22 protein-coding genes are annotated in these 21815 nt (G+C 38.1%); 9 read left to right on the top strand and 13 right to left on the bottom strand.

The window, feature by feature from the left end; translation table 11 throughout:
• Positions 1–45 precede the first annotated feature (45 nt).
• From gyrA to PYV58_RS05640, 5 genes are all read right to left on the bottom strand, one after another.
• Positions 46–3069, bottom strand: a complete 3024-nt coding sequence (gene gyrA, locus PYV58_RS05660) for a DNA gyrase subunit A (protein WP_034612537.1) — start codon at positions 3067–3069, stop codon at positions 46–48.
• Positions 3070–3592: 523 nt separating this feature from the next.
• A complete protein-coding gene (locus PYV58_RS05655) occupies positions 3593–4411 on the bottom strand; it encodes a zinc ribbon domain-containing protein (RefSeq protein ID WP_227504219.1) in 819 nt (272 codons plus the stop codon).
• A gap of 735 nt (positions 4412–5146) precedes the next feature.
• Entirely contained in the window at positions 5147–6079 is a 933-nt protein-coding gene (locus PYV58_RS05650) for an FAD-binding protein (RefSeq protein ID WP_004717227.1), read from the bottom strand.
• 17 nt (positions 6080–6096) lie between these two features.
• On the bottom strand, positions 6097–6849 hold the full coding sequence (locus tag PYV58_RS05645) for an electron transfer flavoprotein subunit beta/FixA family protein (protein WP_034612535.1): 753 nt from the start codon (positions 6847–6849) through the stop codon (positions 6097–6099).
• Positions 6850–7332: 483 nt separating this feature from the next.
• Positions 7333–7938, bottom strand: a complete 606-nt coding sequence (locus tag PYV58_RS05640) for a LysE family translocator (protein ID WP_034612532.1) — start codon at positions 7936–7938, stop codon at positions 7333–7335.
• Positions 7939–8054: 116 nt separating this feature from the next.
• Between PYV58_RS05640 and PYV58_RS05635 the strand changes: the two genes are divergently transcribed.
• The 3 genes from PYV58_RS05635 to PYV58_RS05625 all read left to right on the top strand — a co-directional run bounded on the left by PYV58_RS05635 (position 8055) and on the right by PYV58_RS05625 (position 9833).
• Positions 8055–8549, top strand: coding sequence for an Lrp/AsnC family transcriptional regulator (locus PYV58_RS05635; protein WP_004717233.1), 495 nt, complete (start codon positions 8055–8057; stop codon positions 8547–8549).
• A 24-nt stretch (positions 8550–8573) separates the two neighbouring features.
• Complete coding sequence (locus tag PYV58_RS05630; protein WP_034612528.1) at positions 8574–9128, top strand: GNAT family N-acetyltransferase; 555 nt, start codon at positions 8574–8576, stop codon at positions 9126–9128.
• Between the two features lie 153 nt (positions 9129–9281).
• A complete protein-coding gene (locus PYV58_RS05625) occupies positions 9282–9833 on the top strand; it encodes a GNAT family N-acetyltransferase (protein WP_034612525.1) in 552 nt (183 codons plus the stop codon).
• A 1-nt stretch (position 9834) separates the two neighbouring features.
• On the opposite strand, the gene PYV58_RS05620 is transcribed toward PYV58_RS05625, so the two are convergent.
• The 3 genes from PYV58_RS05620 to PYV58_RS05610 all read right to left on the bottom strand — a co-directional run bounded on the left by PYV58_RS05620 (position 9835) and on the right by PYV58_RS05610 (position 12375).
• Entirely contained in the window at positions 9835–10206 is a 372-nt protein-coding gene (locus PYV58_RS05620) for a hypothetical protein (protein WP_004717237.1), read from the bottom strand.
• Between the two features lie 229 nt (positions 10207–10435).
• Positions 10436–11365 carry a tyrosine recombinase XerC gene (locus PYV58_RS05615; RefSeq protein ID WP_004823180.1) on the bottom strand — a complete coding sequence of 310 codons (930 nt, stop codon included), beginning with the start codon at positions 11363–11365 and terminating at the stop codon, positions 10436–10438.
• Between the two features lie 50 nt (positions 11366–11415).
• A complete protein-coding gene (locus tag PYV58_RS05610; RefSeq protein WP_004717241.1) occupies positions 11416–12375 on the bottom strand; it encodes a M28 family peptidase in 960 nt (319 codons plus the stop codon).
• 139 nt (positions 12376–12514) lie between these two features.
• Between PYV58_RS05610 and rlmH the strand changes: the two genes are divergently transcribed.
• From rlmH to PYV58_RS05590, 4 genes are all read left to right on the top strand, one after another.
• A complete protein-coding gene (gene rlmH / locus PYV58_RS05605) occupies positions 12515–12997 on the top strand; it encodes a 23S rRNA (pseudouridine(1915)-N(3))-methyltransferase RlmH (RefSeq protein WP_034612522.1) in 483 nt (160 codons plus the stop codon).
• 126 nt (positions 12998–13123) lie between these two features.
• Complete coding sequence (locus PYV58_RS05600) at positions 13124–13900, top strand: class III extradiol ring-cleavage dioxygenase (protein ID WP_004717246.1); 777 nt, start codon at positions 13124–13126, stop codon at positions 13898–13900.
• 166 nt (positions 13901–14066) lie between these two features.
• A complete protein-coding gene (locus tag PYV58_RS05595) occupies positions 14067–14837 on the top strand; it encodes an META and DUF4377 domain-containing protein (protein ID WP_004717248.1) in 771 nt (256 codons plus the stop codon).
• A gap of 276 nt (positions 14838–15113) precedes the next feature.
• Positions 15114–15530, top strand: a complete 417-nt coding sequence (locus tag PYV58_RS05590) for a DUF4377 domain-containing protein (protein ID WP_004823181.1) — start codon at positions 15114–15116, stop codon at positions 15528–15530.
• 79 nt (positions 15531–15609) lie between these two features.
• On the opposite strand, the gene gdhA is transcribed toward PYV58_RS05590, so the two are convergent.
• Entirely contained in the window at positions 15610–16953 is a 1344-nt protein-coding gene (gene gdhA / locus PYV58_RS05585) for an NADP-specific glutamate dehydrogenase (protein ID WP_034612519.1), read from the bottom strand.
• Between the two features lie 345 nt (positions 16954–17298).
• Between gdhA and PYV58_RS05580 the strand changes: the two genes are divergently transcribed.
• Together PYV58_RS05580 and nth are read left to right on the top strand one after the other, a co-directional pair.
• Positions 17299–18102 carry an RnfABCDGE type electron transport complex subunit B gene (locus PYV58_RS05580; RefSeq protein ID WP_004823183.1) on the top strand — a complete coding sequence of 268 codons (804 nt, stop codon included), beginning with the start codon at positions 17299–17301 and terminating at the stop codon, positions 18100–18102.
• Entirely contained in the window at positions 18099–18776 is a 678-nt protein-coding gene (gene nth / locus PYV58_RS05575) for an endonuclease III (protein ID WP_034612511.1), read from the top strand. Before PYV58_RS05580 ends, nth begins: the two co-directional genes overlap by 4 nt.
• Before the next feature lie 118 nt (positions 18777–18894).
• On the opposite strand, the gene PYV58_RS05570 is transcribed toward nth, so the two are convergent.
• From PYV58_RS05570 to PYV58_RS05555, 4 genes are all read right to left on the bottom strand, one after another.
• Positions 18895–19245 carry an SH3 domain-containing protein gene (locus PYV58_RS05570; RefSeq protein WP_004823187.1) on the bottom strand — a complete coding sequence of 117 codons (351 nt, stop codon included), beginning with the start codon at positions 19243–19245 and terminating at the stop codon, positions 18895–18897.
• A 186-nt stretch (positions 19246–19431) separates the two neighbouring features.
• Positions 19432–19647: a hypothetical protein gene (locus PYV58_RS05565; RefSeq protein ID WP_004823188.1), complete on the bottom strand. Its 216-nt coding sequence runs from the start codon at positions 19645–19647 to the stop codon at positions 19432–19434.
• 90 nt (positions 19648–19737) lie between these two features.
• A complete protein-coding gene (adk, locus tag PYV58_RS05560) occupies positions 19738–20391 on the bottom strand; it encodes an adenylate kinase (RefSeq protein WP_004717260.1) in 654 nt (217 codons plus the stop codon).
• A gap of 83 nt (positions 20392–20474) precedes the next feature.
• On the bottom strand, positions 20475–21791 hold the full coding sequence (locus PYV58_RS05555) for a hypothetical protein (protein ID WP_004717262.1): 1317 nt from the start codon (positions 21789–21791) through the stop codon (positions 20475–20477).
• Positions 21792–21815 lie beyond the last annotated feature (24 nt).

The raw sequence follows: 21815 nt of genomic DNA, 5'->3' as shown, positions 1-21815 counted from the left end.
TACAAAAAAAAGAGCGCCTAAGCGCTCTTCTTATTTCTCTAAAAATTACTCGTCAGATTCAGTACTATCAGACTCAGTTTCACCTTCATCCATAACAGTTTCATCATCAACTAATTTTTCAGAATCAATTAAATTCTCTGAATCTAAAGCAGTCTCGCCTTCGATCGCGTCTAACTGATCGATAATCTCATCATCAGCTTCGACAGCTTCAACTGCAACCACACCGACCAAGACTTCTTCATTACCTAAGCGGATCAAACGGACACCTTGGGCATTACGACCAGTTCGCGCTACTTCAGAAGCACGGGTACGAACCAGTGTTCCACCATCAGAAATCAACATCAATTCTTTAGATTCATCGATGGCAACAGCGCCCACTAACTCACCATTACGTTCAGATGTTTTAATGGCAATAACACCTTTACCACCACGTTTTTTAGTTGGGAAGTCATCTACTGGTGTACGTTTACCATAACCATTTGCAGAAGCACATAACACTTCGCCAGTTTCTGGTACAACAACTAACGAAACGATTCGGCTAACCACATTGGTATTTGAATCTGCAGTATCTTCATCATCTGAATCTACATCAACTTCAACATCTTCTTCTGTTTGTGCCGCAGCCAATGCCACACGCATACCACGAACACCTTTCGCAGTACGACCCATCACACGAGCATCAGTTTCAGAGAAACGAATTGCTTTACCTTCATTTGAGAACAACATGATTTGCTGTTCACCATCAGTAATTGCAACACCAATTAAAGTATCTTCTTCTTTCAACTCAATGGCACGTAAACCATTTGAACGAACATTACCAAACTGCTCTAATTCAACACGTTTTACTGTACCTGATGCTGTTGCCATAAATACATAGAAGTTTTTACGCACACTTTCTACACGTTCAGCAAATTCAGCAATTAATTCATCATCAAGATCAGAAGCAGAAAGCTCAATACCAATTTCTTTGAGTTGCTTACGTAAAGCATCTGATAAGTCATCTGGATTCTCACCAAGCTCTGCAAACGCAGCTTTTAGTGCTTCGTAATGTGAGTCGATAATTGTGTTTTCACGCAGTTGAGCAACGTTGGCACGGACAAAAGTTCTAAACTCAGTTAAACGCTCAGTAAATTTCTTCGGAGCATCAATTACAGGAAGAATCGCTGTAATGGTCTCTTCTGCATCCAGTGGTAATAAGTTCACCATTGGGCGGCCTTTTGCACCACGTGACGCTTGAGGTACTTCAAATACTCTTAAGCGATAAACTTTACCTACATTGGTAAAGCATAATACAGTTGCATGGTTCGATGTCACGATTAAATGTTGAATATAATCGTCTTCTTTCATCGAAGTTGCAGATTTACCACGTCCACCACGGCGCTGTGCAGCATAATCAGACAATGGTTGAGTTTTTGCATAACCTGTTTTTGAAACAGTTAAAACAACTTGCTCTTCTGGGATTAAATCTTCACGAGAAAAATCAATACGTGATTCAACAATATCCGTTTTACGTGCATCGCCATACTGTTGAAGAACCAATGCAAGTTCTTCACGAATCACATTCATCAAAAGATTGAAGTCATTTAAAATTGCTGTAAGTTCAGCAATTTGAGCTAAAATTTCAGAATATTCAGCTTGTAACTTATCTTGTTCAAGACCGGTTAAACGATGTAAACGTAATTCTAAAATTGCACCAACCTGAGCTGGAGATAAACGATAAAGCTGACCATCCAAACCAAATGGACGACTTGGATCTTCACCTTCGATCTCATCCGGACGAACTGAAATTGCACCCGCTTTTTCTAGCAATGCAACAACATTTCCACCCGCCCATTCGCCAGCAAGTAAACGCTCACGTGCTTCAGCTGGATTCGCAGAAGTCTTAATGGTTTCGATGATTTCATCAATATTAGCTAAAGCAACAGTCAAACCTTCTAAGATATGACCACGCTCACGCGCTTTCCGTAATTCAAACATGGTACGGCGTGTCACTACTTCTTGACGGTGACGAATAAATGCCGCAATGATGTCTTTTAAATTCATCAGTTTAGGTTGGCCATTGTCTAGGCAAACCATGTTGATACTGAATGAATTTTCAAGTTGAGTATTTAAAAATAAGTTATTGACAATAACTTCAGCGTTTTCACCACGCTTTAAGTCAATTGCAATACGCATCCCATCTTTATCAGATTCGTCTCGAAGTTCTGAAATACCTTCAAGTTTTTTCTCTTTGACCAATTCAGCAATACGTTCAATGGTTCTTGCTTTATTGACCTGATAAGGAATTTCAGTGAAAACAATCGTCGTACGACCAGTTTTTTGGTCTTCTTCAAAATGGTATTTACCACGAATATGTAAACGACCTTTACCTGTACGGTAAGCATCTACAATTCCTGATTTACCATAGATAATGCCACCTGTAGGGAAATCTGGACCAGAAATATATTCCATCAATCCTTCAATTGAGATGTTCGGATTATTTGCATAAGCCAAACATGCATTAACTACTTCTGTCATGTTGTGTGGCGCCATGTTGGTCGCCATACCGACAGCAATACCTGTCACACCATTGATCAATAAGTTAGGAATACGTGTTGGCATAACCTGAGGAATACGCTCAGAGCCATCGTAGTTATCTTCCCACTCGACTGTATCTTTTTCTAAGTCAGCCAACATTTCATGGGTGAGCTTACGCATACGGACTTCGGTATAACGCATTGCTGCTGCGCTGTCACCATCGACAGAACCAAAGTTACCCTGACCATCAACCAATTGATAACGTAGACTAAAATCTTGAGCCATACGAACAATTGTTTCATAAACAGCTGAATCACCATGTGGGTGATATTTACCGATTACGTCACCAACAACACGTGCAGATTTTTTATAGGCTTTGTTATAGTCGTTGCCTAACTCGTGCATAGCGAACAGCACACGACGATGAACAGGTTTTAAACCATCTCTCACGTCTGGTAATGCACGAGATACAATAACACTCATGGCATAATCGAGATATGAGCTTTTTAGTTCATCCTCAATGGCAATCGGTCTAATTTCCGATACGCTCATGCATACTCCTTATTACAAACAGTGCAAGCAGCAACTGCTCATTTATATAATCTAGCTAGTCAAAATTTAGCTCAAAAAGCGTTGAGCCAAAATCTAAAATTCAGTCGCACAGTATAGCATAAAACCAAGCGATTTTGTGCCTATCCGACCACACTATAATCATGATTTTTTGTAGTATTTTTAAACAATTTTAACGATTTATTGACAATAAAAAATCGCCTGATTGGGCGCTCAATTAAGCATCGCTAAATTTATAAATGATTAGGTATTTTTATCTCAAAACCTGACCTATTTTTATCTATCCAATCATACTCAATGGTGTGCTTCATTCACTATTTTTGCGATGTTTATCAGTAAAAATAAATCACATCAAACAGTTTTATTTCGGATCGATTAAAACAACTCAAACATGAAAATTGCCATATAAAATCCGATATGGCAAAAAATATGAGAAAGTGATACTAAGTCCACCCCACTGATCAAAAAAATCTAAACACTTCCAAATATAGAGTGTTGTAAATTTCTATAATTTATATGGATCTGACTGAAGCAATTCACAGTGTTGCAGCAAATCATCACTGATTGCTACGCGATAACACTGCCAATCACGAATTTGATTATTTTCAAGCTGTGGAACCATATATATTCGACTTGCAGGTGCATCAGTGAATTTACCCACTAAAATCCCTTGCTGTGTAATTTCAATTTGATCAAAAATAAAATCACTAAACTGGGTCTGTTCAAACTTTTCAATATCTTTTAGGCTCGTCGCAAAACGATGCTTGGCATCATAATACTGTGCTAAGCGTGCTTGATAAGCTTGCATATCAAAATAACGTGCTTGGTATTCATTAGACACCACCTCTTCGCTTGCGGGTAGTGCTTCATCTGTTGTAGCGGCCTCATCTTGATTGGATGACCCAATAACAGACATTACGATAGGAATAACTACACTTGAAATAACCCCAAGCACTGCGGGACCAAACATAAATACAGCTAAAAGTATCCAGACAATTTTAAAATTTTTCTTTTTAGGCTGATTTTGCGACTCTCTTTGAGTATTTGCGACTCTCTGCTGCCACGATTCAAGTAACGCACTCGCCTTATCACCTACAGAAGCATGCTGATTGCTCTCGGTTTCATTGTTCGGCGGAGTCTGACGAGGTTTTATATTATGCGTGGGATTTGACTGCTCTTGCTTATTTTCACGACGTACAGAAAATTCAACATTGCTATTGCCTGTTAAATTGTTGGTCTGTTTAACCTGTTTTAAACGAGTACCACAAATACCACATTTCATGGCTTCATTGATATTCTCAGCGTAACATTTAGGACACTTCATATTTATAGCTATTCTAGGTGAGATGATAAGGAATTGAGCAATAATGGAAAAACGCAAGGATTTAAAACGACAGAATCAGCCAGTCTAACGCGCCAACAAGTATAGAATTAAAAGAATGGTCAAGAGACACTACAGGATTAAATACAATGTTATGCCTGTAACAGCTGATTTACACTGGAATTTTCTGTATGTCGCCAGTATACGATGGAAAATTTAATTGTGTTTATGCTTTGATCTTATCGGGTTTAAAATTGGACTTCAAGGTATTTATCCACTGTTTCTCTCTTGTTCTTTTCGCCAAAGCATTGATCTCGTTACATCAATTACTTATTGATAAAATAATCACTCAAGATACAGCATCTTAAACATAAAAATTAAGATCCGAAAAAATGAAAATAGCATTTTTGATCACTATTTTTATTTTATGACAGCTTATGTTTAAAACCACTTTTATAAATCAAAAAAAGATCGTGTAGCGCGAATCATATGAATTTTGCAAGGTTCCTTATCCCTATGGGAGAAAATGACGATAAAGGAACTTTTAAGTTGATTTAGACTATAAAAAGGACTGATGAGAGAAGCTACTCAGAGTTTCTTTATTCGAATAGAGAATAACCCACCATCACGACCTTATTTATCCGTGCACACCATCCATCTACGTATTCAATAAATTTCTAAAATAAAAAAACGCACTTAGGAAATCCTAAGCGCGTTTTTTGAAACTTAATTCGAGAATTAAAGTTTAGAAACTAATTCTGGAACAACAGTATTCAAATCACCAACTAACCAGTAGTCAGCTACAGCATTGATAGGTGCTTCTTCATCTTTGTTGATTGCAACAATCACTTTAGAATCTTTCATACCTGCCAAATGCTGGATCGCACCAGAAATACCTACAGCGATGTAGAGATCAGGCGCAACGATTTTACCAGTTTGACCAACTTGCATATCGTTAGGAACGAAGCCAGCATCAACCGCAGCACGTGAAGCACCTTGAGCAGCACTAAGCTTGTCAGCAAGAGGATCAAGTACTTTATGATAGTTCTCACCAGAACCAACACCACGACCACCCGATACAACGATACGCGCAGCAGTTAATTCAGGACGTTCTGATTTCACAATTTCTTCAGAAATGAACTTAGAAATACCTGCATCACCTGTAGAAGCCGCTGATTCAACTGCAGCAGAACCGCCTTCAGCAGCAACAGGATCAAAAGCTGTACCACGTACAGTTGCAAGAACAATTGCTTCGTCAGATTGAACTGTAGCAATGGCATTACCTGCATAAATTGGACGTTTGAAAGTTTTAGGACCTTCAACAGCAATGATGTCAGTAATCATGCTTGAGTCTAAAAGTGCAGCAGCGCGTGGCAAGATGTTCTTACCTGTTGTTGTTGAAGCAGCAAGGATATGTGAATAACCTTTACCTAATTCAGCAACAAGTTTCGCTACATTTTCAGCCAATTGGTTTGCATAAGCTGCATCATCAGCAAGCAAAACTTTGCTTACACCAGCAACTTTCGCAGCAGCATCTGCAACTGCTTGAGCACCAGAACCTGCAACCAATACAGTGATATCACCACCGATTTTTTGAGCCGCAGCAACAACGTTTAAAGTTGCACCGTTAAGTGTCTTATTGTCGTGCTCAGCGATAACTAAAATACTCATGATTTTATCCTTCTGTATTAGATCACTTTCGCTTCATTTTTAAGTTTTTCAACAAGCTCGTCTACAGACTTCACTTGTACACCAGCTTTACGCTCTGCAGGTGGTTCAACTTTAACTGTTTTAAGATTAGAAGTTGCTGTAACACCGAAATCTGCAGGAGTTTTCGTATCAAGTGGCTTTTTACGTGCTTTCATAATGTTTGGAAGCGCAGCATAACGTGGCTCATTCAAACGTAAGTCAGTAGTGATGATCGCTGGAGTATTTAACTCAACAGTTTGTAAACCACCATCAACTTCACGAGTTACTTGAACTTTATCACCATTTACTGTTACTACAGAAGCAAATGTACCTTGACCAGCGCCAAGTAAAGCACCCAACATCTGACCAACTTGGTTAGAGTCGTCATCAATTGCTTGCTTACCTAAAAGCACAAGTTGTGGTTGTTCTTGTTCAACAACAGCTTTTAGGATTTTAGCAACTTCTAAAGCGCCAAGTTGACTGTCATCAGCCTCAACTAAAATACCGCGGTCTGCACCAAGCGCCATAGCAGAACGAATTTGTTCTTGCGCTTCTTTTGGTCCAATAGAAACAACAACGATTTCTGAAACTGTTCCTTTTTCTTTTAAGCGAACCGCTTCTTCAACTGCGATTTCATCGAATGGGTTAATTGACATTTTAACGTTAGTAAGGTCTACCCCACTATTGTCCGGTTTAACGCGAACTTTAACGTTGGCATCAACCACACGTTTTACAGCAACAAGAGCCTTCATGTAATCCTCGGCTGTTTTAGCAAAAGTAAATGTTAAGAAGAGTTATAATAACGCTTCATTTAAAATTATTTAGGTGTCCTATCTTGCAATGTGATTGGCATTTCGGTCAAGTCACAATTCGCAAAACTACTGTAAAAAGTCATAAAAAAGCTTGAACGTACAGTTCACATTTTTTCTAAATAATTTAACTTAGACACGTAAGGCTACTATTTCGACAATATTTATATATTGATAAATAACATTATTTGTATTGATTCTGTATAAATAATCAAAAGAATTAAGATAAATTATCAATCAATCAAAGGGATGACACTAGCCTTTCATCGATACTGTTACGCTCTGTCATTTTAGACAGATTCAGCAATTTTTCTAAGTATGTTTATTGATTAAATTTGTGAACTTTTTGGCATTAAACTTGTAACAAAATACTAAATATGCAAAAACGGGCTTCTTTTCAGAATCACCCGTTTGTTTCTGCTTGGATTAATTTGCCAATAACCATGCGGCTGCAATGGTCAACAAAGCTCCTGAACCGCCATCAATCCATTTTTGCTTACGTTCATTGATGTGCTGCTCTTTGGTCAATTGAGCAATCAAAAGGCTCAAACCACAATACACCAAGAATATCAAAGCAATAAAAATTGCTGACAAGGCTAAGCCTTGAAACACGGTGTTACCTGATTTATCGATGAATTGTGGCAAAATCGCAAAATAGATCAACATGCCCTTTGGATTCAACAATGCTGTGACAAAGCCTTTACGAATAGGATTTGAAACTGCTTTCTGCTCAATACGTAATGTCTTTTGGCTAAATACTGATTTAATCAAATGAAATGCCAAATACAATAAATAGGCGATCCCTAAATATCGAATCGTCTCAAACAATACTGGGAATGAAACAATAATTGCGGCAATGCCAAGCGCAACCAGAATCGAATGAACCAGATAGCCAGAACAGATACCGATTGTCGCCATCATACCTGCTTTCGCATCTTTACCTATCACTTGTGACAGGATAAATAACATATCTGGTCCTGGTGTGAAAATTAACGGAAGTACCGTTAAGGCAAAAAGTACAAATACAGACATCTCTTTTCCCTTTCTGAAGTTTGACTGCGAGAAGAAAACAGTATCTTTTAAAATGCTTAAAATAGGATTTCAAATATTCTATAATGATGATTATTTTTCAAATTAAATTCTAATTTATGAAAATTTCATCTAAGACTATTCTAATCAAGCTAGACCGTATTGATAAAAATATCATTCGTGCTTTACAAGCCAATGGTCGAATCCAAAATAATGATCTGGCTCGTGAGATTGGGCTCTCGCCCTCATCATGCCTAAGACGAGTTCGACTCTTAGAAGAAGCCAAAGTTATCCAAAACTATACAACAGTGGTGGATCCACAAAAAATTGGCTTTCAATTGATGCTATTCTCAAGAATCTGGTTGTTAGGGCAAGATGCTGAAACCATTGATACCTTTATTGAAGCGATGAAAGAACTGCCTCAGGTCATGGAGTGTTATATTATTCTGGGTGAATGTGATGCGATGTTAAAAGTGGTGGTCCCTGATTTAGAAAGCTATCGTAAATTTCAGTCGACACATTTGACCAAAAAGAATGGTATTACCAGTGTAAAAACGGATGTCCCAAGTCAAATTATTAAACAAAGCTTTCAGCTACCTCTTGAAGATTTGTAATTCAAAAAATACGATTAGGTGAATATGAAAACATTCAATCCCCCCGTTCAATTAGAAACACCCAGACTTATGCTTAGACAGTGGCAAGCTCGTGATTTTGAAGCTTTTGCAGATTTAAATGCTGATCCAGAGGTTATGCGGTATTTTCCAACGACCTTGTCAAAAAACGAAAGTGACCTTTTGGCACATCGATTTCAAGACTCAATTACCGAATATGGTTGGGGATTTTGGGCGGTTGAGTTAAAAGAAAATCAGCAATTTATCGGTTTTGTGGGTCTAGCCAATCAAGCGGAAAGATATGCTTTCTCTCCTTGTGTTGAAATTGGTTGGCGATTTGCACAACAATATTGGCATCAGGGCTATGCAACAGAAGCAGCTCAGCAATGTTTGGCATTTGCATTTGAAAAATTAGCTTTAGAACAAGTTGTTTCTTTCACATCTGTACTGAATCAAGCTTCGGAAAAAGTGATGCAACGACTTGGTATGGATTATGTTGAAAACTTTATGCATCCCGCTTTAGACAAAAACCATGCTTTGGCTGAACATGTACTTTACCGTATACAAAATCCAAAGCTGTAACGCTGGTCAATATGTGGGTTATCTTGGGCGATGCAAAATTTTATATCGTAAAACAAAGATCTGCATATCGAGCCCAATATGACTTAGGCAATGCGTTAACAATTATCGCCCTTTTCTATCTAAGCAGTGCTTTGATCAGGATGTTTAATAAAAATGATTTATGAATTATGTACAGATCGTCTTTTACTTCGACAATGGCAAGCTTCTGATTACGATGCATTTGCAAAAATCACAGCAAATCCTGAAGTGATGCAATTTTTCCCCAAAATTTTAAATCGTGAGCAAAGTGACGAACTGGCAAATCAGATTAAATATTTAATCGAAATCAAAGGCTGGGGACTTTGGGCCGTTGAATTGATTGAAACCCAAGAGTTTATTGGGTGTGTGGGACTACATCAACAACCCTCAAAATTTGAATTTTCACCATGTATAGAAATTGGCTGGCGACTTGATCCAAAATTTTGGAATAAAGGCTATGCAACTGAGGCAGCTCAAGCATGTCTAAGTTTTGCATTTGAAGAACTGAATTTTCAAGAGATTGTTGCATTTACAGCTAAACATAATCTTGCTTCGCAAAATGTCATGAAAAAAATTGGAATGAGCTTTTCTCATGACTTTCTACATCCTGATTTTGATGAGCACCATCCACTACATGAAGAGAAGCTCTATCGAATTCAAAAACAAGATTTTCAATTTGAGTATTGAACTATTTCGCCATGCTTGCTAAAAAATCGCGATGAATATGGCTTAAATCAATCAAATCTTGATTTTTGAGCTCCAGCACTTGCCAAATCTCAATAAAGTCTTCTTTTAAGTCAATATGATTAGACACTGTTTGAGCCGCTTGCCATTGTTGGTCTGATATCCATAAATAGGTCTGATTGGTTGCGGTATTTACAGCTTGAACTTTACCCTCAGCATTGATACCCAATACTTTTCCTTCTTGCGGTAAGGTTGCCTCAATTTTGGGGAGGCTGAATTCTACAAAATGTTTAATTTGACGTAAGCCATAGCCCTTAAAAATTTCTTTTTGAGCGTCAGTCAGTTGCTTATATTTTTGTTCAAGTTCAGGGATCATTGAAAGACCTAATTTTTCTGCAAAATTGAATCAATAGAAATGTATTGAATAAATACCAAACCTAGATATACATGAGAGCATTTTTAAAAACAATTATCTATTCGACTTTTTTCTGTGCTAAATGTGTTTAAGCACTGTGCATTTTATTAAAAAACCAACAGTGCTTCTCAACAGGTCTATTCGCTACAAAATACAAAAATCAACGCTTAATAAAGCCTTATATTCAAGGTCAATTTTTTATTTTCGATGCAGCAGCTCTTGGATGCGCTTGATCATAGACTTGTGCCAGATGATCAAAATCGACGTGGGTATAAATCTGTGTTGTGGTTAAATTGCTATGTCCTAGCATTTCTTGCACTGCACGCAGATCGCCACTATTGGATAACATATGGCTGGCAAAACAGTGACGCAATAAATGCGGGTGTAAATCAACATTTACCCCTGCACGTAGTGCTTGGTATTTGACTCGATTTTCAATCTGACGTGGGCTAATACTTGTACCGCGTTGAGTAATAAATACCAAAGATTCAGGGCTAAACTCCCCCTGCCAGATTCGATAGATTTTTAACCATTCAATCAGACTGTCTCTCGCTTTAGAGCCGAAAGGTACAATTCGAGTTTTATTCCCCTTACCCGTGATACGCAATAAATGACGAGTAAAATCAATATCTCGTATAGCTAAACTTTGCACTTCCGCCAAGCGTAAGCCACTGGAATAGAGCAACTCGAGAATAGCCTTATCTCGTAACCACAATTGCTTCTCTATTGGCTTTTCAGGTTCGGGCTGATCCATGATTTGATTAACCGTTTCAATATCGATCATCCCTGGTAATGGTCGAGCTTGCCGCTTTATCTGAAAATCATCCGCGGCATTGATTTCTAAATAACCACCTTGTTTGGCCCACTTCATAAACTGACGAATTGAAGTTAAATGTCGTTGTAAACTACTGGTCGAAAGCTGATCTTTTTCAACCCGATAAGCTACATATTCTCTTAAATCAGCAGCTTCGACTTGTTTTAACTCAATCTGCTTGTCATAGCAAAAATCAATAAAGTTGGATACATCTCGAAAATAAGCATCTAAGGTATGTACCGATTGATTCTGTATTTTCCGATCCTTAATCCACATCGAGAGCAATTGCATTGCACCGTATTGCATAAGCTCTCCTTTGATCAAAATAGCAAATGATATAACCAGATTGAAAAATATCAGTCTTGTAAAACTGTATACACCACACCATTGATGACTTCCGCCATCTTATTTAAATTGAGTTTTTCAACAGTATCCTCTTGGGTATGATAATGCTTATTTCTAAAAAAAGCCGTATCTGTGATCATAATAGCAGGGATATCGAAGCGCCAATAATTCAAATGATCTGAGAAATCCACGCCTTGTACAAATGATGGCGCTATCAATCTTTGACAGTCAAGGCGTTTTAACGCTTTCATGGCATCACAATATTTTTCGCCCAAACCACGTGAAGTGAAATTACTCACTGCGCCAATAAAATTTCCATGTTTGGGATAAAACAAAGCTAATCCCGATGGATAATCCTGAACATTTTTATGGTCAAAATATCCAATCATTTCCAAAATATACACCGCTTGAATTTGATCTTTTTGTTTTAAAATGGATTGTGCATGAATATAACTCCCCATATGTTCAGTACGGAAATACGGAGGTTCTTCCAAAGTATAAAAGACAAAATCAACATTCTGTTTAAGACTGGCTTTATTGGCTGCTAAAATTCGTGCGATCTCTATTAACCCCACCACACCAGAAGCATTATCATCAGCACCTTTGAAATTTCCATAAACATCATAATGTGCACCAACAATCACTTTTTTGGCATGACCCATTTGTAAGTGACATATTACATTTCGATAGGTTTTGCCTTTGACTTGATAAGGCTGGTATTCACAAGGAATCGCAAACTGTTCAAGTTGTTGTTTAATGAATGCCGCAACTCGATCGAGCTCTTGAATATTTTGATAATTTCGAAACGCTTGTGGGTGAATCACTTGTTGTAAATAACTGTTTAAACGATCAGGTTCAGCTTGCTGATCATAGCGTTGTTCTGCAGCGACACTCCATGTTGAAAGCCCACAGCTGAGCAATATAATGAAAAGATAGTTTAAATTTAAAAAATTTGGATAAGCTATTTGCATGTATAAATCCAATTAAAAAGCGTGTTGGTATAGCTATAATTTAAAAAAACAGCAATTAGACATTCAGTTCTTGTTGTACGCCTGAGAATAACCAATATCACGCTATAATGATGCAATTACCACGTTAGAAATTGTTAATATGAAAATCCGTATTCTGACCATTGGTCAAAAAATGCCTGCTTGGGTATTAACTGGTTTTGAGGATTACTTCAAAAGAACCCAACCTTTTGTACAGACGCAAATTATTGAACTTCCGATGGCAAAGCGTGGCAAAAATGATTCAGAAGCAGATATTTTAAAATATCGCCAAATTGAGGGTGATAGTATTCTCAGCCAACTGAAACACAATGAAGTATTGATTGCACTTGAAGTAGGCGGACGTGAATTTAGTACTGAAAAGCTGGCTGAAACCATGAAAGGCTGGATGCTTGAAGGTTATGATGTTGCACTGGCCATTGGCGGACCAGATGGGCATTCTGAAGCTGTGCGAAAAGCTGCTGCTTGGCACTGGTCACTGTCAAAACTGACTCTGCCCCATCCATTGGTTCGGGTTATGCTGATTGAACAACTTTATCGTGCGATGAGTATTAACCATAATCATCCGTATCATCGTGCTGGCTAGTCATATAATTGGGCAAAAGTTGCATTGTTGAAACAGTCTGTTGAAATAAAAGGCTTATTGAGAGCATGCATTTTAGCTAGAATGGGCAATTCACGCTGTATTTAATGATCATTTAGGCACAAAGATATGAACTTACAAACACTCCCAGGTTTATTCATTTCACATGGCTCTCCCATGCTTGCGCTAGATCCCGAACAAGTCGGTCCTGCACTACATCGTCTTGGTCTAAATTTGCCAAAACCACAAGCCATCGTGGTGATGTCTGCCCACTGGGAAAGTGAGGCTTTAGAAGTCAATACAGGTGTACGCCCTGAAACATGGCATGACTTTCGTGGTTTTCCTCAAGCGTTGTATGAGATTCGCTATCCCGCACCAGGAAATCCTGAATTGGCGGAAGAAATTCTACATCTCTTGGCTGAAGCTCACCTCCCTGCACATGCAAATAGTACTCGACCTCGTGATCATGGTGTATGGATGCCTTTATTACATATGTATCCTGAGGCAGATATTCCAGTCATTGAAATTTCTTTACCGATGAATATGCATGCTGATCAAATCTACCAAATTGGTCAAGCACTTGCCCCACTCCGTGAAAAACAAATTTTATTGATTGGTTCAGGCAGCATCACTCACAATTTAAGAGAATTGTCATGGAACGGCAAAGATGAGAACGTTCCTGAATGGGCATCTACATTTAGAAATTATGTGGTGAGCAAACTCAACCATAGTAATTATGATGCAGTATTGGAATGGGATAGCATTCCTTATCTACAGAAAAATCACCCAACACTTGAGCACTTTGCGCCTCTTTTCTTTGCAATGGGTACAGGCCATCGCTTTAGTATTGTGCACAGTAGTTTTTCAATGGGTGCGCTAGGTATGGATATTTATCGTTTTGACTAAAGAACCTGATTGATCAAAATTCAGCAGAAATGATAACAATTTGTTAATTATTGTTTAACTTTTAGTTATATCGATACATATTGAAACCGAATTAATAAATTGTATCCATATCTTTTAGTGTTTCATGGTTTATCCTATGCATAGTTTTTTAAAACGTGAATAGAATATGAAATTCAAATATTTAGCATTAGCTGTACTTCCTTTAGCCCTAGCGGCTTGCCAATCTGGCGATATTCAAAAATTGGGTGATACCGCTGTGAAAGTATTACAACAACAAGGTAATGCAGAGCAAACATTAAATGCTTATCAATGGTCTTATCAACCAGCAGATACCAAACAACCCATCGTACTTAATTTTGCAGACCAACGTCTAAGTGTTGCGACTGGCTGTAACCGACTAATGACCAGTGCAAAAGTTGAAAACGGTTTATTAGTTACAGGCAATATTGCATCAACCAATATGATGTGTTCTCCTGAATTAATGAAACAAGAAAGTTTTGCTGCTGCATTGTTCCAATCAAATAAAACAGCATTTGTACTCGATACAGCAAACACTGAAAGCCCAACGCTTACTTTGGTAAACGCGACAGGTGGTAAAGTTGTATTTACAGGTAAAATGACACCTGAAACTAAATACCAAAGCCAAGGTGAAACAATTTTCTTAGAAATCAGCCCAGAAACTAAAGAATGTTCTGCTGGTGTAAGAAAAATGCAGTGTTTACAAGTACGCGAAATCAAATATGCTGACAATGGTGTAAAAACCCAAGTAGATAAAGATTGGACATATTTCTATGACCAAATCGAAGGCTTTACTCATAGCCCTGCTGAGCGCCAAGTGGTTCGTGTAAAACGTTATGAGATTAAAAACCCTGCTGCTGATCAGTCTAAATACGCTTATGTACAAGACATGATTATCGAACGTGAAACTGTAAAATAATTGTATAGAAAAGCTGAAGTTGAACTTCAGCTTTTCTTTGTTTAACTATTTATAAACACCTAGATTTAAATCAGTTTTATGCTTTTTCAATCAGACTATCAAAACATTTCTATCTTAAACTTTGCATCTTTATTTTAATCGATGCAGAACATCTAATATTGAACAATAATTAAAAAAAGCAGTGAATATATACACTCAATAATAGAAACTTAACAATCCATAGTGATTGCAGCAAAGCTCATTTTTTAATACAGCAAGATCGATAAAGGTAAAATCATGAATCACAAATTAAGCATTGCACTACTCTTACCGTTGCTCGTCATGGCATGTAGCCAAGAATCCACAACTCAAAAAGTTCCAACGCCTGCATCTATAGAGACCCAAGTTTCAAATACAGCAACTCAACCACAAATTATTTTTTTAGAGGTCAGTCCTGAAACTCGACCTTGTACTGGTGTTGCACCACAAACCTGTCTTTTAGTCCGTGAATTAACATTGAGCGAAACTGGTCAAAAGAATTATACTGAGAAAGAAGCGAGTTATTTTTATGACTCTATTGACGGCTTTACCCATAATTCAAAGTCTACTCAAATTATTAAGGTCAAACGCACAGAAATTGCCAATCCTGCAGCTGATCAGTCTCAATACCAATATGAACTCGACTCAATTGTTGAAACCATTCCGAGCAAATAAGCTTGTCGCTGTTTTTTAAATCGCTCAAATAAAAAACCGATGCAAAAGCATCGGTTTTAAGTTCAAAATCAAACTGAGATTAGAACACGCCTTGCGCTAACATTGCATCGGCAACTTTAACAAAACCAGCAATATTTGCACCATTTACATAGTTCACTGTGCCATCAGCTTGAGTACCGTATTTCACACAGTTACGATGAATTTCTTTCATAATTGCATGTAAGCGCTCATCCACTTCTTCAAATGTCCACCCCAAACGAATCGAGTTTTGTGACATTTCAAGACCAGAAGTGGCAACACCACCTGCATTAGATGCTTTACCAGGTGCATAAAGAATTTGTGCTTCTACAAATTTTTCTACAGCTTCTAGTGTTGAAGGCATATTGGCACCTTCAGCAACACAGATTACACCATTGGCAAGCAGTACATCTGCATCTTCTTCATTTAATTCATTTTGCGTTGCGCATGGCAATGCAATATCACACTGAATTGACCAAGGGCGTTGACCTTCTAAATATTCAAACCCGTGTTTTGAAGCAAACTCAGAAATACGTCCACGTTTTACGTTTTTAAGTTCCATCACTTCAGCAAGAAGCTCATTAGTAAAGCCATTTTTTACATGTACTGTACCGTTTGAGTCAGATAATGAAACCACTTTCGCACCTAAGTACATGGCTTTTTCTGCAGCAAACTGCGCAACATTGCCCGAACCTGAAATCACCACAATTTTATCTTTAAAGCTTTCACCACGAGTTTTTAGCATTTCTTCAGCAAAATAAACTGTACCAAAACCTGTTGCTTCTGGGCGAGCCAAAGAACCACCGAATGATGAACCTTTACCCGTAAATACACATGAAGTGTCATTACTGAGCTTTTTCATCATGCCCGCCATGTAACCTACTTCACGACCACCCACACCAATATCCCCTGCTGGAATATCAGTATTAGAACCAAGGTGACGGTAAAGTTCGATGATTAATGCTTGGCAAAAACGCATGATCTCGCCGTCTGATTTGCCTTTCGGATCGAAATCAGAACCACCTTTACCACCGCCCATAGGCAGTGTGGTCAAGGCATTTTTAAACGTCTGCTCAAAACCTAAAAATTTTAAAATAGAGAGATTTACAGATGGGTGAAACCGCATGCCGCCTTTAAATGGACCAATAGCAGAATTATATTGAACACGAAAAGCACGGTTAACTTGAGTTTGACCCTTGTCATCTACCCATGAAACACGGAATTGAATCGCTCGTTCTGGCTCAACAAGACGTTCAAGCAAACCGTGCTCAGCATACTCTGGGTTTTTCTCAATAAATGGCCACAAACTGGTCATAACTTCTTCCACAGCTTGTAAAAACTCTGGTTGATTTGGATCACGTGCTTTAACGTAATTTAAAAAGTCATTCAGGCTATTATATTTCAACGCTCATTCCTCAGCAGAAAATGATACAAAAAAGGTCAACCCTTTTAATAAAATGATAAATTTTGGCGCAAAGTATTTAATCCCTTTTGTATATAATCCACAACCTTTTTTCAAATGTTTTTTCAAATAATATTTAAATTCAATATGATAATTTCTAATCACCCCCAAATAAAATGTCAATTTGTTGGCGTTTTTAACCAAAAAGTATTCGATATTTTGATCTAAATTAGCGCATTTTTAGCGCCAAATTAGAGCAAAGATTTTCACTACAAAACATGCTAAAATTGCAAAATATTCTTCGCTTTTACCAAGCATTTGTTCATTTTTCTTTAAAGTTTTATTCACATGAATTCATCGCTTTCCTTCATTCAGCAAATAGATGCCATTTTGCCACAAACACAATGTGGACTCTGTGGTCACCGTGATGGGTGTCTACCTTATGCAAAATCTATTGTAGAAAAAGGCGAAGAAGCCAATAAATGTGTGCCAGGTGGGCAGCCTGTTGCAGATGCGCTTGCGGATATACTCAATCGTAATAAACTCATTGCTGAACCAAGTGTCTGGCCAATTCAAAGCGATGGCCGTCCACAACGCATGAAAGCCATTATTCGTGAAGATGAATGCATTGGTTGTACCAAATGCATCAGTGCTTGCCCTGTAGACGCCATTATTGGTTCTGGTAAACTGATGCATACCGTACTTACAGATCTATGCACTGGCTGTGAACTATGCATTGCTCCCTGTCCAGTAGATTGCATTGATTTAGTTGAAGACATTCAGCCTATTCCAAATGACGAACAACGTCTCTTAGAACAAAATGACTTACGTGGTCGTTACTATGCACATATTCAACGTGAAGAAAAGCAACGCATCCATCGTAAAGGTCCTGTGGTTCGTGCAGAAATTGACACTGAACTCTTTGCACAAATAACACAGCAAAGTCAGGCTTTACCTACCATTGAAATCAACCAACCCACAATAAAAAATCCAATTGTTACAGATGCGAAAACCACCATTGAATTGGCTAAGCTACGCACTCAAATTAAAAAACTAGAGAAACAATTGAGTGTTCGAGCAGATGAAAATAAGCAACATCAATTAAATGAATTGATTCAACAGTTATCTGTTTTGCAAGAGGATGCATCATGACTGTAAAGAATATGACCAAAAAGCAGATTCAGATTTTCTTTGAACGATTACGTGAGCAACGCCCAAATCCTAAAACAGAACTCAATTACTCAAATCCATTTGAGTTGCTTGTCGCCGTTACCTTATCGGCTCAAGCCACAGATGTAAGTGTCAACAAAGCCACTGATAAGTTATTCCCTGTCGCCAATACCCCCGAACAGATTTATGCATTGGGTGTAGATGGTTTAAAGCAATATATTAAAACCATTGGTTTATATAATGCCAAAGCTGAAAATGTGATTAAAGCTTGTAAGATTTTGATTGAGAAGCACAATAGCCAAGTTCCAGACAATCGTGCTGATTTAGAAGCTTTACCTGGCGTAGGTCGTAAAACTGCCAATGTTGTACTGAATACCGCCTTTGGTCAGCCTACAATGGCTGTAGATACGCATATCTTCCGTCTTGGCAATCGCACTGGACTGGCAGTAGGTAAAAACGTGCTTGAGGTCGAACATCGTTTAATTAAAGTGATTCCAAAAGAATTTATTATAGACTCGCATCATTGGTTAATTTTACATGGCCGCTACTGCTGTATTGCACGTAAACCCAAATGCAATGAATGTATTGTGTCAGATGTTTGTAATTGGCCTGATAAATATGAGTTTGGCGCTGCACGCGAAGTCAAAACAAAGTAACGAATAAACGAGAGATTTTAGCAAAGCATAATCATCGTTTAATTAAGATCATGCTTTGTCATTTTTCTGAGGAAGTTATTTTCTGAAGAAACAGCTAGCATCTTAAAATAGTTCTCAATCAAATCTGACTTAACACCTCTAAGGGCACCCAACCAGACTGATCATCAGATAATCTGCTACACCAAATCCAGCCATTTAGTTGTTCTTCTCCAAGCAATAGTTCGCCATGATCTACATTAAGTTCTTTCGCGGTGTAATCTGCGATTGCATAGCCTTGATGCTTATTGATCCATTCAATGATTTGAGTAGGAACCCACCCCTCTAATCCATTGTCGACTGTGCAGAAATACCAATTGTCCCAATTCTCCGAGCCTTGATACTTTTCGCCTATGTTTAGCAAAGTCCCCTTTGAAAAATGAATAGGCTCTAAATATTCGCTACGATGTGCTGCTATGGCAATCAATTTCATTTAGACAGTCTTCTTATAATATGAATGCTGTGAATTTAACATGTAGATGGAAACAAAACACTTAGAATTAATTGCTTACACATCTCAATCATACAAATTCATCAGTTAAATTCATCAATTTGGAAGAATAAAGCACGATGATAGATAAGGATTAATTTATCCTCAGCATGAATCTCCCTGTCTATTTTACTTTTTATTTTCCAAATCTTTCTTTAACTTCTCAAGCCGCTTCCACTCTTCAGCCACCTGTGGATGCACTTGGTAATTACCTGATTTTCTCATTTCACGACGTTGCTGAAGCTCTTCTTTTTGTGCTTTGCGTAGCAATTTAAAGCTCATATACAATAAGCCTAAAAGAAGCAATATACTCAAAATGACCAAGGCAATTAATACAAACTTCACTCTCTACGCCACTCTTGCAAAAAAAAGAGACCTAATATGAATCAGGTCTCTGTTATTGTCAAAGCTTAAAAAAATGCTTTGAATGCGGTCTTATTTATCTAAAATCGCAAATAAATCTTTTTGGACATCTTCTATTGGACGTAAACCGTTCAATTTATTATAAGTCGGTGCATTTTCCCCAGAAGCTGCACGTCCTTGATAGAAACCAACAAGCTGTTCAGTTTCATTATGATAAGAGCCTAAACGCTTACGAATCGTTGCTTCTTCGTCATCTGGACGTTGCACAAGATCTTCGCCAGTTTCATCATCTTTACCTTCCACTTTCGGTGGGTTATAAATCGTGTGATAAACACGACCAGATGCTGGATGCTGACGACGACCAGAAAGACGTTTTACGATTTCTTCGTCTGGTACTTCAATTTCGATCACATGGTCAATGCTAATCCCTTCGTTCTCTAAAGCCTCAGCTTGAGGAATCGTACGTGGGAAACCATCGAAAATACAACCATTTACACAATCAGGTTGTGCAATACGTTCTTTCACTAAACCGATAATAAGCTCATCAGATACTAAACCACCTGATTCCATTACACTTTTAGCTTTAAGACCTAATTCAGTACCTTCACGAATTGCAGCACGGAGCATATCACCGGTTGAAATTTGTGGGACATTGTAGCGCTTACAGATCAACTGAGCTTGTGTACCTTTACCTGCTCCAGGTGGTCCGAGTAATATAATGCGCATAAAAAAACATCCTCATTTAAAACAATATGTATGATACCGTTTGCCATGACAAATTAAAACTTATCATCGTAATGGCATCAAATTTATAAGAAAGCCACAAATAAATGTATTAGACCAGCAAAAAATCCAGTCACACCACCGAGTACAATCAAAATCCATTCGTCTTCCTGAAATGCAGGACGTAACAGGTTTTGAAACTCTTTTGGGGTTAACTCTCTAATCCGCTCTTTAAACATCTGAAAAATTTTCTGTGCACGGCTCGCATTAAACGCAGGGTCGCAAACAGGCACCATCGTAATTTCAATTGACCGATCAATCAAGTCTGTCTTGAGTTTTGCATACTCTTTTAGTCCTAAAGACAATTGTAAAGAGGTCCGAACCAATGGAGTTTCCATAATTTCGTTAATATGACGCTTTACAATACGACGGGTTTTTTCTTTCTTAGGACCATACATCATTTCAGTCATGATTGATTTTAACGTAATCAAATCTTCAGTCACGACACTTGCAAAAACATCTGACACTTCTTCTTGGCGTTTCATAAACGCACCCTGAACATTATAAGTGCCAATTCTTGGAATAACAGGTTTAATCCATGGAAATTTTCGATCTTTTGTCCGTTCAAAAAATTGGGGATAGCGTACGTAATGTGGCTCTACTGGGTTGAAAACCATCCAGATTGCAATCCAGTTGGTTAAAAAGCCCCAAACGGCTGCAAAGAACGGTACCGTCCAATGTTGTGGTACAAAGACATACACAAACATTTGGAAAATACCAAAGAAACTCCCGATTACAGCACTAATATGCCAAATAAAGTTAATTTCTTTTTGCCCAACTTTTAAAAACATACGGACCATCAAACGGCGATCGCCTTCCATTTGAGTCACGACCATATCCCGCATATTAACCAGTGACTCGACGTTCATGGTCAGTTCGGTCACGAGTTCTCTTAAGACACCCGGCAATTGTTTATGCGCTTGGCCATAAATTCGTCGTTTAATCGAATAAGGTAAGTTTTCCCACAAAACAGCATTACGATCTAACATCACCTCATCAATCAAATGCTCAAGCTCAAAACCAACTTGTTCACCGATAATCCGAGCCATATCTTCAGGGTCCATTGCATCTAAAAATTCACGCAAAGAACCCAGTTTGGATAATGTATTGTCTGTGATGATGCCTGAAATTCGCCCAGCTTTGCGTGGCACAATCCCTTGCCAACCCACGGGTAAGGGACCAATATGAAATCCCCAAAACGTGATTGGATAAAATACCATTTTCAGTGCCATCCAAACGTGTGCCCACGTTACAAAGGCTGTCACTGGGATGATACTTAAAATGGCAAGATGATCAGGTCGAGCTGTAAAAGCGTGCCACAAACCATTAACGTATTCCAACATGCATGACTCTCGTATTTATTTCTA

It is taken from the genome of Acinetobacter sp. TAC-1 (assembly GCF_029025845.1).
Classification (GTDB): domain Bacteria; phylum Pseudomonadota; class Gammaproteobacteria; order Pseudomonadales; family Moraxellaceae; genus Acinetobacter; species Acinetobacter guillouiae.
Note: the sequence above shows the minus strand (reverse complement) of the source record. Positions and strands in the feature narration are given on the sequence as shown.